Annotated in this window: 13 protein-coding genes and 1 tRNA gene; 10 read left to right on the top strand and 4 right to left on the bottom strand. The window is 58.0% G+C overall.

The genetic code is table 11. The features are described 5' to 3' along the window. Positions 1–19: 19 nt before the first annotated feature. Complete coding sequence (locus EL18_RS05100; RefSeq protein WP_161781971.1) at positions 20–988, bottom strand: AraC family transcriptional regulator; 969 nt, start codon at positions 986–988, stop codon at positions 20–22. A gap of 103 nt (positions 989–1091) precedes the next feature. Between EL18_RS05100 and EL18_RS05095 the strand changes: the two genes are divergently transcribed. Beyond that, positions 1092–1460, top strand: coding sequence for a DsrE family protein (locus EL18_RS05095; protein ID WP_036480474.1), 369 nt, complete (start codon positions 1092–1094; stop codon positions 1458–1460). A gap of 47 nt (positions 1461–1507) precedes the next feature. Here EL18_RS05095 and EL18_RS05090 read toward each other — a convergent pair. Further along, a tRNA-Ser gene (locus EL18_RS05090) sits at positions 1508–1597 on the bottom strand. Positions 1598–1863: 266 nt separating this feature from the next. Between EL18_RS05090 and EL18_RS05085 the strand changes: the two genes are divergently transcribed. From EL18_RS05085 to EL18_RS05045, 9 genes are all read left to right on the top strand, one after another. Next, positions 1864–3066, top strand: coding sequence for a septal ring lytic transglycosylase RlpA family protein (locus EL18_RS05085; protein ID WP_036480471.1), 1203 nt, complete (start codon positions 1864–1866; stop codon positions 3064–3066). A gap of 96 nt (positions 3067–3162) precedes the next feature. Next, entirely contained in the window at positions 3163–4314 is a 1152-nt protein-coding gene (locus EL18_RS05080) for a D-alanyl-D-alanine carboxypeptidase family protein (RefSeq protein ID WP_051914165.1), read from the top strand. Positions 4315–4430: 116 nt separating this feature from the next. Then, positions 4431–5090, top strand: a complete 660-nt coding sequence (tmk, locus tag EL18_RS05075; protein WP_036484001.1) for a dTMP kinase — start codon at positions 4431–4433, stop codon at positions 5088–5090. Further along, entirely contained in the window at positions 5083–6150 is a 1068-nt protein-coding gene (locus EL18_RS05070) for a DNA polymerase III subunit delta' (RefSeq protein ID WP_036480467.1), read from the top strand. The genes tmk and EL18_RS05070 overlap by 8 nt, the downstream gene beginning before the upstream one ends. A gap of 68 nt (positions 6151–6218) precedes the next feature. After that, a complete protein-coding gene (gene metG, locus EL18_RS05065) occupies positions 6219–7778 on the top strand; it encodes a methionine--tRNA ligase (RefSeq protein WP_036480464.1) in 1560 nt (519 codons plus the stop codon). A 1-nt stretch (position 7779) separates the two neighbouring features. Next, positions 7780–8580 carry a TatD family hydrolase gene (locus EL18_RS05060; protein WP_036480461.1) on the top strand — a complete coding sequence of 267 codons (801 nt, stop codon included), beginning with the start codon at positions 7780–7782 and terminating at the stop codon, positions 8578–8580. After that, on the top strand, positions 8577–9386 hold the full coding sequence (locus EL18_RS05055) for an MBL fold metallo-hydrolase (protein WP_036480460.1): 810 nt from the start codon (positions 8577–8579) through the stop codon (positions 9384–9386). Before EL18_RS05060 ends, EL18_RS05055 begins: the two co-directional genes overlap by 4 nt. A 17-nt stretch (positions 9387–9403) precedes the next feature. Continuing rightward, positions 9404–9883, top strand: coding sequence for a YbaK/EbsC family protein (locus EL18_RS05050; protein ID WP_036483998.1), 480 nt, complete (start codon positions 9404–9406; stop codon positions 9881–9883). A gap of 239 nt (positions 9884–10122) precedes the next feature. Beyond that, a complete protein-coding gene (locus EL18_RS05045; RefSeq protein WP_036480457.1) occupies positions 10123–10623 on the top strand; it encodes a hypothetical protein in 501 nt (166 codons plus the stop codon). Positions 10624–10811: 188 nt separating this feature from the next. Here EL18_RS05045 and EL18_RS05040 read toward each other — a convergent pair whose 3' ends face one another. Then, positions 10812–11792 carry a branched-chain amino acid ABC transporter permease gene (locus tag EL18_RS05040; RefSeq protein ID WP_036480456.1) on the bottom strand — a complete coding sequence of 327 codons (981 nt, stop codon included), beginning with the start codon at positions 11790–11792 and terminating at the stop codon, positions 10812–10814. Further along, on the bottom strand, positions 11792–12679 hold the full coding sequence (locus EL18_RS05035) for a branched-chain amino acid ABC transporter permease (protein WP_036480453.1): 888 nt from the start codon (positions 12677–12679) through the stop codon (positions 11792–11794). Before EL18_RS05035 ends, EL18_RS05040 begins: the two co-directional genes overlap by 1 nt. Positions 12680–12787: the final 108 nt, after the last annotated feature.

Genomic DNA, 12787 nt, shown 5'->3' with positions numbered 1-12787 from the left:
CCGCCCTTTTTTCGTATCTCTAGCCTGCCGTCAATTTATCTGCCCCCGCATATCTCAGACGAAAGGTCCCCGGTGGACATCCTTGTTTGCGCGCAAAGGCTCTGGCGAAGGCTGCTTCGCCACTGTAGCCAGCCTCAACTGCAAGTTCCGAGATCGACACGTCACCCGAACGCAGCCGCTCAGCCGCCAGATAGAGCCTCCAATCCCGCAAATATCTGATCGGAGACGTTGAAAGGAGGTGCGCAAAGCGTTGCATCAGAACTGCCCGTGACACCGCCGAGTTCCTGGCAAGTTCCTGCAGGTTCCAGTTCCGTGCGGGTTGCGAGTGGATCAGGCTCAAACAGCGCCTGATCACCGGATCCTGAACTGCGGCTACCCAGCCCTTCCCACCGGGAGGCAAACGCAGCAGCTCGCGCCGCAATATTTCAAGCAATACGATCTCTGAAAGGCGCTCAACAACCGGCATGCCAGCTCCGGGTCGTGCGTCGACTTCATGGATGATCTGCCGAACGATGTCTGCCAACCAGTCTGAACCGCCACTCGTGCTGATATGGATCACCATTGGCAAGGTGTGGGCGAATGGCAGGAAGGCGAGCGCATTGCATTCTATATAACCACACAACAACCGCCTTCCCCCAAGCCCGCTTCCGAAACGGACGAGCGGCGTGTGGTCCCAGGGCAGGGGAGGCAGGAGGCGTGCGGGATCAACCACCGATCCACCGTGCCCCGCACCCACGACATGAGCGCTACCGAAGGGGAAGAGGACGACATCTCCCTGCTTCAGTTCAAGATGCATCCCATCCACGTCCAGCCAGCAGCTTCCTGCAGCGATGATATGGAAGCCGACCGCACCTTTGGGCCTGTATGAAGCTGGCTCCGCACTGGTTTGCCAGTTCCCTGCAGGCATGAAGCAATACTGCAGCGATCCGGAAATTCGGATACGCCGCAACATCTCTGACAGCAGGTCGGCAACCTGTGCTTCTGCCATATCGAGCATCCCTGTTAAGAGATCGGGCATCTCGGTCAAAGCCGGACACCGAATTCTCCATCATCATGGTCACTTCACAGGCATGATGAAAACGGAGGTTATCATGAGCCCGGCAAGTGACAAACTGGTGGTTTTGCTGACAAAAGGCATCGATTCAGAACTCTCATCGGTGGCCCTGACCATTGCGAATGGGGGTATCACGTCAGGGCTGAAGGTCTTCCTGTTCCTGACGAGCACCGCCATCGACCTCGTGCGCATCAAAGGACAGCAGATGACACATGTCTCACCGCTCGACCCGCTTGCGAAACTGATCGAGGATTTCCAGGCGCGCGGCGGTGTGATCTGGGCCTGCCCGCCCTGTGTCAAGGCGCGCGGCTATGAAGCGGACGACCTGCTCGACGGAGTGGTCATAGCAGGCGCAAGCGTGATGCATGAAGAGATCAAGGCCGGCGCTGCAACACTGTCGTTCTGACAAACCTCAGGATCGGCGAAAGAAAGCTGCAGCTGGCATATAAGGCGTGGCGGAGGGAGTGGGATTCGAACCCACGGTGACATCGCTGCCACGCCGGTTTTCAAGACCGGTGCCTTAAACCGCTCGGCCATCCCTCCAAACGGCTCTTCGTGTACGCATGAACCGCAGGAGTTTCAAGAGTGATTTCGTTGCCCGCAAACGAGCCACTTGGCGTTCTTCATCAAGAGAGTTGCTACGTCGGCACATTTTCGCCTATTTCTGAACAAATAGTCTTTACCGCACGGTAACGTTTGCGTGCGCATTGAGAGGGGTGGTGCGGCTGGGGGCACCTGGCAGACCGCCAAATCCATGATTATTTTGCGCGAGCCGCGGTTCGTTGCTTTCTTGCCGGGGAAGTTGATTCATGCTGAAAACGGGTAGCAGATCTGCGCGCCGAGCAGCCGTTTCAACCCTTGCCTTTACTGCGTTGGCTATCGCTTTGACCGCCTGTGAAAAGCCCACTCCGACTGCTGAGATCACGCCGAAGACCAAGAGCAAGGAATATTTCGCCGAATCGGAATATGGCGTGAAAGCCAGCCCCAAGGTTGCCGAGAAGGTGTCGAACCTGCCGCGTGGCGGCGGCCGCCGCCAGGTCGGGAAACCGTACCAGATCAAGGGCCGCTGGTATCACCCGCAAGAAGATCCGGACTATGTGGATGTAGGCGCAGCCTCCTGGTATGGCGACGCATTCCACGGGCGGCTTACGGCGAATGGCGAAGTCTATGACATGAACCACCTGACCGCCGCACATCCGACCATGCCGCTTCCAAGCTATGCGCGCGTCACCAATATCAACAACGGGAATTCGGTGATCGTTCGTGTGAACGACCGCGGCCCCTTCGCGCATGACAGGCTCATCGATCTGTCCAAGCGCACAGCGGAACTGCTGGACTACAAATCTGCGGGTGTCGCAAAGGTGAAGGTTGAATATGTGGGGCCCGCGCCCCTTGAAGGACGAGATGATTCATTCCTCCTCGCATCCTTCAAGCCCGGCGGAGCCGATGCGGATCCTTCCGACGGCCTACCATCCGGCGTAATGCTCGCAATGAAAGACAATGGCGCGTCTGCGACCGCTGCAAGCTTCGAGACCGCGCTCAGCACGTCGTCGCCCGCTGGCACTTCCGCGCTCCCTGCTTCCGGTCCGCTCGTACCCGATCGCCCCAAAACCGCGCCGGGCGTGGAGCCACAGCCGCAGCAAATGGCCAGTGCGCTGCTTTCCTACGCAGACCAGCGCGTCAATAGAGCCGCCAGCAGCTTTGATCAGGTCATGAAGAAGAAGCTGGATCAGAATGCGCTGAAGGAGTGGTGGACCCGCAACGGCAAGGATCCGCTGCCGCAACAGGGCATGACCATCAGCCTTGGCGTCTTCGCCGACGATGAGAAAATAACAGCCCTGTTCCAGACGCTTTCCCCTTTTGGTACGATCCGCGTTGAGAATGCCGGCTCGGCCACGACGCGTTCGCTGACGCTCATGCCCAGGGATGAAGCTCTCATAGACCGTGCATTGCAGGCGGCGTGGAATGCTGGTGCCAGTGATGCGTTCATCGTCCGCGACAGCGATTTGTAGGCGCTGTTGTTGAAGATTTCCAAGGTGATACTATAACCTCTCCGACATAGCCTTTGCGGGGCCAATCATGGAGTGGGGGAGAGTATGCGCCTGAAGATGAGATGGCTTCGGCAATGCGCAGTGGCGCTGCTTGCAGCCTGCGTGGCACTCCCTGCCCAGGCACAGCTTTTCGAAACACGCGCCAAACAGGCGCATCTCATCGACGCTGAGACGGGCACAATCCTTTTTTCGAAGAATGCAGACGCTGCATTCCCGCCAGCCTCGCTTGCGAAACTGATGACCGTTGAGCTTGCCTTCGACGCCATCAGGTCGGGCCAGATCTCACCCGAGGAAAACTTCTACATCAGCGAACATGCCTGGCGCACCGGTGGTGCGGTTTCAGGCACGTCGACAATGTTTGCCGAAGTCAAGTCGAGCGTCCCGCTCGATGCATTGCTGCAAGGCGTCATTGTTCACTCGGCCAATGACGGTGCCATCGCCATTGCCGAGGGCATGGCGGGATCGGAAGAAAGTTTCGCACGCTTGATGACCACCCGCGCGCGCAAACTTGGCCTCGAGACCTCGACTTTTGTCAATGCAACAGGACTTCCGGCCCCAGGACAGGTTGTTACCGCGCGAGAACTCACTCAACTTGCTCTGCATCTATGGCAGACATATCCGGAGCGCTATCAGACTTTCTCGCAGCCGGATTTCGAATGGAACGGCATCCGCCAGCGCAATCGCAATCCACTTCTGCCGATGAATATCGGTGCCGACGGGCTGAAAACGGGTTTCACGGAAGAATCGGGCTATGCCATCACTGCGTCGATCGAGCGCGACGGTCGTCGCCTTTTCGCGACCCTTGGCGGCATGGAAAGCGAGCAGCAGCGCGCTGAAGAGGCGCGCAAGTTGCTCGACTGGGGCATCCGCGCTTTCGAGAAGATGGCTCTTTTCGGTGAAGGCGAGGCAATCGCCGAGGCGGATGTATATGGCGGTGCGCAGCCGACGGTCAAATTGCGTGCGCGCCGTGACGTTGCGATTTTCGTGCCCATCACCGACCGCGAACGCATGCGTGCGGAAGTCGTTTATGAAGGGCCGCTCCAGGCTCCCGTCGAAGAGGGCGAGGAGGTCGGGCGGTTGCGTATCTGGCTCGGCGACACGATCAGTCAGGAGACACCGGTCTATGCCGCGGAATCTGTCGGGAAAGGCGAACTTCACCAACGCGCATTGGATGCCGTTGGAGAACTCCTGATCGGATGGCTGCGTTAAGTGTGCGCAGGGACGCATGCGTTCCGGTTTCGTGATCCGGATTGTCCACTGTCATGGACTGAGGTCCACCAGACCGCTAAGAAGACCCGGTTTCTGTGGTTGAGGTGATCAGTTCGGTGCCTGAGGGTTTGTTCGTGACATTTGAAGGCGGTGAGGGGGCTGGCAAATCGACCCAGATCACCAGGCTCGCCGAAGCACTGCGCAGCCAGGGCCACGACGTTGTCGTAACGCGCGAGCCCGGCGGCTCTCCCGGAGCAGAGGCGGTGCGTCACGTATTGCTGTCAGGTGCAGCTGAGCCTTTTGGCTCGTCAATGGAGGCAATCCTGTTTGCGGCCGCCAGAAGCGATCACGTGGAGAGGGTCATCAAGCCAGCACTGCATGCCGGTTCGATCGTGCTGTGCGACCGCTTCATGGACTCTTCCCGTGTCTACCAGGGTATTACAGGCGCGCTTGGCGAAGACTTCATGAGCAAGCTGGAACGCGTGACAGTCAATGACACGATACCCGATCTCACGGTCATACTCGACATAGACCCCGAAGAAGGTCTTCACCGCGCCAGTGCGCGACGCGGAGACGCAACAGCGGACCGCTTCGAGAAGGAAGAAATCGAGACACACCGCCTCAGACGACAGGGCTTCCTGAAGATCGCGCAGCAGGAACCAGAGAGATGTCGCGTTGTCGATGCAGCACGAGACGCCGAGAGCGTCTTTGCGGAGATTCTCGCCTTGACCAATACGGCACTTCGCGAACGATCGGGAGCGACAAGTCATGTTTGAGCGGATCGCGCCTGAGCAGCACGATACCCTGCCGGATATTCCCGAACCTGCTGAGAACCCGGCGCTTTTCGGCCATCTCGAGACACGCCGGATGCTCGCGCAGGCATACCGATCGGGCAAGATGCATCACGCGTTACTGCTTGCGGGCCCACAGGGCATAGGCAAGGCGACACTGGCTTATCATCTGGCCAACCACATCTTCACGCATCCAGACCCCCGCGAGGCGCCGGAAGATCTGGTCGCCATCGACACTGCATCGCAATCCTTTCGCCTCCTCGCACAGGGGGCTCATCCCGGGTTTCTCCACCTGACGCGCCCACGCAATGATCGCGAAAAGAAATTCAAGACAGTGATTACGGTGGATGAAATCCGCCGGGTCAGTCGCTTTCTGGGCATGACAACCCAGGAAGGCGGCTTCCGTGTCATCCTTGTTGATCCGGCCGATGACATGAACACCAATGCCGCAAACGCTCTCCTCAAGAGTCTCGAAGAGCCGCCGCGACGCACCTTGTTCATCCTGACCACGCATTCGCTGGGACGGCTCCTGCCAACGATCCGCTCCCGGTGTCAGACGATAAAGCTCCAACCGCTCCCGGATCAGGACCTCTTCACGGTGCTGCAAGGCATAGGAGCAGATATGCCCGAAGCTTCCGAAGAGCGCGCCCTTCTTGCAGCACGTTCTTCGGGAAGCGTGCGCAACGCTGTTCTGTTGACCCAGTTCGGTGGCCTGGAAATCGAACAGGCATTGAGTGGTGTCCTGGGCCAACCGAAGTTGAACATGACGGACGTCTTCCGCCTGGCAGACGCTGCAAGCGGCCGCGACAGGCAGATACAGTTCGACCTGTTCAACCGCCTTGCTCTTGATCGCATTGCCGAACGCGCGCGCCTGGCAGGTGAGGAGGGTGACACGTGCACGGCTGCCAGCCTGGCGGAACTGCATGAAGACATGCGCACCCAACTCATCGAAACCGAAACCTACAATCTCGATCGTCGCCAGCACATCATCGGAACGATTTCCACCCTTCACACGAAGCTCGGCGGGATGCCCCAGGCATTGTAGCCAGGGTGCTTGGCATCACGGCCATTAATCGCTATCCCACCGCCAGAACCTTCGACCGGAAAGAAGATATGACCCGCGAGAAATTTTACATCACGACCGCGATTTCCTACCCGAATGGCGATCCTCATATCGGCCACGCCTATGAACTGATCGCGACAGATGTTCTGGCGCGTTTTCAGCGTGCTGACGGCAAGGAGGTCTTCTTCCTGACGGGAACCGACGAGCACGGCATCAAGATGCTTCAGACCGCGCGCAAGCAGGATATTTCCGCGCGTGAGCTGGCGGACCGCAACGCACCGAAGTTCCAGCAGATGGCGCAGGTTCTCAACGCGTCAAATGACGATTTCATCCGCACGACAGAAGAGCGCCATCACAAGGCCTCGCAGGCCATCTGGAAGGCGATGGCCGAAAAAGGCGATATCTATCTCGGTTCCTATTCCGGCTGGTATTCGGTGCGCGATGAGGCCTATTACAGCGAGGACGAGACCGAACTTCGTGAAGATGGCATTCGCTACGGCCCTCAGGGAACCCCGGTCGAGTGGGTGGAGGAAGAAAGCTACTTCTTCAAGCTCTCTGCCTATCAGGACAAGCTGCTTGATCTATATGAAAGCCAGCCGGATTTCATCGGCCCGGTCGAGCGTCGCAACGAGATTGCCAGCTTCGTGAAATCCGGCCTGCGCGATCTGTCGATCTCGCGAACAACCTTCGACTGGGGCGTGCCGGTTCCCGGTGATGAAAAGCACGTCATGTATGTCTGGGTCGACGCGCTAACCAACTATCTGACCGCCACCGGCTATCCCGATCCCGACCATCCCCGTGCCGAATTCTGGCCCGCGGATTGCCACGTCATCGGCAAGGACATCACCCGTTTCCACTCGATCTACTGGCCCGCATTCCTGATGTCGGCGGGCCTGCCGCTGCCAAAGCGGATTTTTGGTCACGGCTTCCTCTTCAACAAGGGGGAGAAGATGTCGAAGTCGGTGGGCAATGTCATCGACCCGTTTGCACTTGTGGATCACTACGGTCTCGACCAGGTCCGTTACTTCCTGTTGCGTGAAGTGCCCTTCGGACAGGACGGCAGCTACAGCCATGAGGCCATCGTCAACCGCACCAATGCGGATCTGGCGAACGACCTGGGCAATCTTGCGCAGCGCTCCCTCTCCATGATTGCGAAGAACTGCGCCGGTGCCGTGCCGCAAAAAGGCGAGCTGTCCGATGCCGACAAGGCCATACTGGCCATGGCGGACAAGGCACTCGAAACCGCACGTTCGGCAATGTTGCGCCAGGCCATTCATCAGGCGCTGGCTGCAGTCTTTGAAGTGGTAGCGGAGGCCAACCGCTATTTTGCAGGCCAGGAACCCTGGGCTTTGAAGAAAACCGATCCTGCCAGAATGGAGACTGTTCTGTACGTGACCGCAGAGGTGCTTCGCCGTATCGGCATTCTCTGCCAGCCCTTCATCCCGGACTCTGCCGCTAAGCTTCTGAACATTCTTGCCGTTCCCGACAACCAGCGCGACTTCGCACATCTCTCCGAGAACTACGCGCTTGAATCCGGTTCTGCGCTGCCGAAGCCTGAGCCTATATTCCCGCGCTATGTCGAGGAAGAGGCAGGAAAGGCAGCCAGCTGAGATGCTCGTCGACAGTCATTGCCACCTTGATTTCCCGGATTTCGCCGGTGACCGCGATGCGGTGATCGAACGCGCGCGAGAAGCTGGCGTGGGACTGATGGTGACGATCTCGACGCGTGTCGCCCGTTTCAACGATATCAGGGCGATTGCCGAGGCATATCCGAATGTCTTCTGCACGGTCGGCACACATCCGCACAATGCCGGCGAAGAGACCGGGGTCACCACCGAGGAGTTGGTCAGTCTCGCCAAACATCCCAAGGTGGTCGGCATCGGTGAGGCGGGTCTGGACTACTTCTATGACAAGGCACCCCGCGATCTTCAGGCGCAGGGATTCCGCCGGCACATTGCGGCTGCGCGCGAGACCGGTCTTCCACTGGTGATCCACGCACGTGAAGCGGATGAGGACGTTGCCGCCATACTGGAAGAGGAAACCGGCCGAGGCTCGTTTCCCTTCATCCTGCATTGCTTTTCTTCAGGCGCGGCCCTCGCACGCAAAGGCGTGGAATTGGGCGGATATGTCTCGTTTTCAGGCATACTGACCTTCAAGAAGTCGGAGGAGTTGCGGGCGATTGCCAGAGAAGTTCCCGCGGAACGTCTGCTGGTGGAAACGGATGCTCCCTATCTGGCGCCAGTTCCAAAACGCGGCAAGACGAACGAACCGGCATATGTCGCCCATACAGCCAAGGTGCTCGCGGATGTGCGTGAAATGCAGCCCGAAGAGCTGACGAAACTGACGACCGACAACTTTTTCCGGCTATTTGCGAAGGTGCCACGCGAGGCACTGGGGCAGGGCGCATCTTGAGCGACAGGCTGCGCCTCACCATCCTGGGCTGCGGCTCCTCACCCGGTGTGCCGCGCATCATGGGCGATTGGGGAGCCTGCGACCCAAAGAACCCGAAAAATCGACGTACACGAGCGGCTGCGCTCGTGGAACGCATCGGCGCGAATGGCAGGACCACCCGGGTCGTCATTGATACCGGACCTGATTTCCGCAGCCAGATGATCTCGGCCAAGGTCGACCATCTCGATGGCGTGCTCTACACGCATCCACATGCCGACCACATCCACGGTATCGATGATCTGCGCGGCTACGTCCTTGCCCAGAACGCGCTGATGGATGTCTATGCCGATCAGCCAACCATGGAGCGCCTGGTCGAGGCATTTAGCTACTGTTTCGAGACGCCGGCAGGCAGCAACTATCCACCGATACTCAAAGGGCACATCATAGAACCTGGCCGTGAAATCACGATTGCAGGCGAGGGCGGTCCGATCACCTTCGAGCCCCTGCGTCAGGTTCACGGCGCCATTCATTCCTTAGGCTTTCGCGTTGGCTCAATGGCATATTGCTCCGATGTCAGTGCGTTTCCGCCGGAAACCGCTGAAAGGCTGCACGATCTGGACGTGCTCGTTATCGACGCCTTGCAGTACAAGAGGCATCCCAGTCATTTTTCGCTTGCAGAAGCGCTTGAATGGATCAAACGTCTGAAGCCGGGGAAGGCGGTTTTGACCCACATGCATATCCCGCTGGACTACGCGACGGTAGAGCGGGAAACACCGGCTCATGTCATCCCGGCGCATGATGGACTTCTTCTTGAGATTGCATACTGATCCTGCAGGTGATGGTGATGTCAAAGAGCGTGAAACGTGTCGAGCAAGCGGCCGCTGAGGCAGGCCTTTCGATAGAAGTGAAGCGGATGGGGGAGTCGACCCGCACCGCTGAAGAAGCCGCAGCGCAATGCGATTGTGAGGTAGACCAAATCGTGAAATCCCTGATCTTTCAGGGAAACGAGAGCGGGAACCTGTTCCTGTTCCTCATATCCGGCAGCCAGAAACTTGATCCTACACGTGCAGCCGATATCTGTGGCGAACCAATGGAGCGGGCTGATCCGAAGAAGGTGCGTGAATTCACGGGCTTTGCAATCGGCGGCGTGTCACCGATAGGCCATCTGAACCCAATTCGCTGTATCGCTGATCGAACCTTGCTTCAATTCGACCGGATCTGGGCAGCCGCTGGTGCGCCGGATGCCGTATTCGCCGTCGCTCCGTCGGATCTGTTTCGCGCTGCACAGGCTCAGATTGCGGATTTGACAGCAATACCCGCTTGATTTGTCGCATCGGATCGACCTTGATAGCATCTCCACGAGGTCGCTAGACGCGGGGCAGATCCATGCATTCAATCCGCATTCCATCCAATTCGTCCTGTCAAACTGCCTTGACTGCAACACTCTTGCTGGCCGCTACAGCCTTTGCGACAAGTGCTGGCGCCCAAACTCCGTGTCCGCCTCCGCCTGGTGCCGTGATGGACAGGTGCCTGGCCGGCGCCTGGATTGGAAGCAACACGGCCATGGAAAAGCTGCGAACGGCATTTTCAGGAATGGGTTTCGAATCCGTTGCAGACATGACCGCGGACATGTCCCATACGCTGGGCATTCGGATCTATGAGGACGGTTTCTTTTCAACCATTCCATTCAATCGAAATGTTGAACTGCAGGATTTTGATGAAGACTCTGGCGAAATCGCTATCACGCAGTTGGACCTGCGCGTGGGGACAGGAACAGGTCAGATCTGGACAGCCGATGGGCGACTGAAATTTTGCGACGCTGGTGGCGGTGGGGCGATACTGGGGACGACCACATCGACATCCGCCGGCACCACGTCCCAAACCATGCCTGTTCCGAACGGCGGCAGCTTCGTTCCTGACATCACATACACATGTTCGGCAGACAGCTTCAACATGACCGTTGCGCTGCCTGAGCCCATCGGAAATGTGGACTACTTTCTCAATCGTGTGGAACCGGCGCGTTTCCCGACAGAATTGGAAGAGCTGCTGCGCAGGGACGAATGATCAAAAGCCTGTCGCAGTTTCCAGCTTCGGGATGAGCCGCACCAAAGACAATCAGATAAGATAGATTATGGAACTCATCGCACAACAGAGCCATGCGGCTCGGTGTCGGCATAGCATCGGGTCCATATAGGAAAAAGCCGCAGAATCGCTGCGGCTCATTCATCTTTTTTCCTTTAGTTGTCAGGGTTTTACAGCGGCTTGCGGAATCTCTTTGCCAACACGCCGACAACACCTTCGCGGAACAACAGAACGGCAACAACGAATATGAGCCCCTGTATGATCGTCACCCAATCACCGAGCGTTGCCAGATAATTCTGCATCGTCACGATGATTGTTGCGCCGACCATCGGACCGAATACCGTCCCCATGCCGCCCAGCAATGTCATCAGAACAACTTCGCCCGACATTGCCCAATAGACATCCGTCAAGGAAGCAAGCTGGAACACGATCGCCTTGGTCGCACCGGCAAGACCGGAAAGTGCTGCGGAAAGCACGAACACGGCCAGCTTGTACTGATTGACCCGATAACCCAGCGAGACGGCACGTGGCTCATTCTGGCGAATGGCCTTGAGAACCTGACCGAATGGCGAATGGATGATGCGATAGATGATGAGGATGCCGAAGAAGAAGATCGCCAGCACGAAGAAATACAGCGTTTCCGGATCAGCCAGATTGAACAGACCGAACAGCGTACCGCGCGGCACCGCCTGAATACCGTCTTCACCGCCGGTGAATGGCGCTTGCAGCGAGAAGAAATAGACCATCTGCGCAAATGCAAGTGTCACCATGGCAAAATAGATGCCCTGTCGACGGATCGCCAGTGCGCCGAATACGAGTCCCAGCACTGCAGCGATGGCCGTACCGCACAAGATCGCCAGCTCCGGTGGCAGACCCCAGACCTTGGCAGCATGGGCACTCACATAGCTCGCCATGCCGAAATACGCTGCGTGGCCAAAGGACAACAACCCGCCATAACCAAGCAGGAGGTTGAAAGCAGAGGCGAAAAGCGCGAAGCACAGCACCTTCATCAGGAAGATCGGGTAAAGCAGGAAAGGCGCGACCAGCAGCGCTGCAGCCAGTACGACGAAGATGATCAGATGGTGACGGGGCATCCCCGCCCCTTTCTCGCGAGGAAGATCGGTTGCGATCGTTTCAACCTGGTTGGCCATCAGATCTCCCTCCCAAACAGGCCTGCCGGCTTCACCAAAAGCACGAGCGCCATGATGACGAACACGACCACCGCGGAACCTTCTGGATAGAAAACGCGCGTGAGCCCTTCCACCAAACCGAGCCCGAAGCCCGTGAGAATGGAGCCCAGGATCGAACCCATGCCTCCGATTACCACCACAGCGAAGACGACGATGATGAGGTTTTCACCCATGATCGGATTTACGGAATAGATCGGCGCGGCCAGCACGCCTGCAAACGCTGCCAGTCCGACACCGAACCCATAAGTCAGCGTGATAAGCAGCGGCACATTGATGCCGAATGCGCTCACCAGGGTCGGGTTCTCTGTGGCCGCACGCAGATAGGCACCTAGTTTGGTCTTCTCGATCATGAACCAGGTGCCGAAGCACACCACCACAGACGCCAGAATGACAAAGGCACGGCTGTTGGGCAGATACATGAAACCCAGATTGTAGCCGCCGGAAAGAAGCTCGGGCGCACGGTAAGGAAGCCCGGACACTCCATAGAGTTGCTTGAATACGCCTGTGAAGATCAGCGCCAGACCGAAAGTCAGAAGCAATCCGTAGAGATGATCCAGGTGATAAAGCCGCCGGATCAGGGTTCGTTCGAGGATCACCCCGGTGATCCCGACAATGACAGGGGCCAACAGCAGAGCCCACCAATAACCAAGACCCAGATAGTTCAAAAGCATCCAGGCCACGAATGCGCCCAGCATATACTGCGCGCCATGGGTGAAGTTGATGATGTTCAGCAAGCCGAAAATGACCGCCAGACCAAGGCTGAGAACCGCGTAAAAGGCGCCGTTGATCAAGCCGAGCAGAAGTTGCCCGAACAAGGCCTGAGGCGGTATTCCAATCAGCTCAAACATGAAAAACCCCGATAATTCAGCCGCTTGGAGCCCATGACTGAATCAGGTCTTCAGCATGTGAGCTCCATGCATGAACGGCAGGGGCGCTGGTGGCACCCCTGCCCTGGT

Source organism: Nitratireductor basaltis, from assembly GCF_000733725.1.
Lineage (GTDB): Bacteria > Pseudomonadota > Alphaproteobacteria > Rhizobiales > Rhizobiaceae > Chelativorans > Chelativorans basaltis.
Note: the sequence above shows the minus strand (reverse complement) of the source record. Positions and strands in the feature narration are given on the sequence as shown.

Bases quoted from the DNA above. Each gene is read 5' to 3' on its own strand.
- EL18_RS05100 (WP_161781971.1), bottom strand. From the start codon at position 988: ATGGCAGAAGCACAGGTTGCCGACCTGCTGTCAGAGATGTTGCGGCGT.
- EL18_RS05095 (WP_036480474.1), top strand. From the start codon at position 1,092: ATGAGCCCGGCAAGTGACAAACTGGTGGTTTTGCTGACAAAAGGCATC.
- EL18_RS05085 (WP_036480471.1), top strand. From the start codon at position 1,864: ATGCTGAAAACGGGTAGCAGATCTGCGCGCCGAGCAGCCGTTTCAACC.
- EL18_RS05080 (WP_051914165.1), top strand. From the start codon at position 3,163: ATGAGATGGCTTCGGCAATGCGCAGTGGCGCTGCTTGCAGCCTGCGTG.
- EL18_RS05070 (WP_036480467.1), top strand. From the start codon at position 5,083: ATGTTTGAGCGGATCGCGCCTGAGCAGCACGATACCCTGCCGGATATT.
- metG (WP_036480464.1), top strand. From the start codon at position 6,219: ATGACCCGCGAGAAATTTTACATCACGACCGCGATTTCCTACCCGAAT.
- EL18_RS05060 (WP_036480461.1), top strand. From the start codon at position 7,780: ATGCTCGTCGACAGTCATTGCCACCTTGATTTCCCGGATTTCGCCGGT.
- EL18_RS05050 (WP_036483998.1), top strand. From the start codon at position 9,404: ATGTCAAAGAGCGTGAAACGTGTCGAGCAAGCGGCCGCTGAGGCAGGC.
- EL18_RS05045 (WP_036480457.1), top strand. From the start codon at position 10,123: ATGGAAAAGCTGCGAACGGCATTTTCAGGAATGGGTTTCGAATCCGTT.
- EL18_RS05040 (WP_036480456.1), bottom strand. From the start codon at position 11,792: ATGGCCAACCAGGTTGAAACGATCGCAACCGATCTTCCTCGCGAGAAA.
- EL18_RS05035 (WP_036480453.1), bottom strand. From the start codon at position 12,679: ATGTTTGAGCTGATTGGAATACCGCCTCAGGCCTTGTTCGGGCAACTT.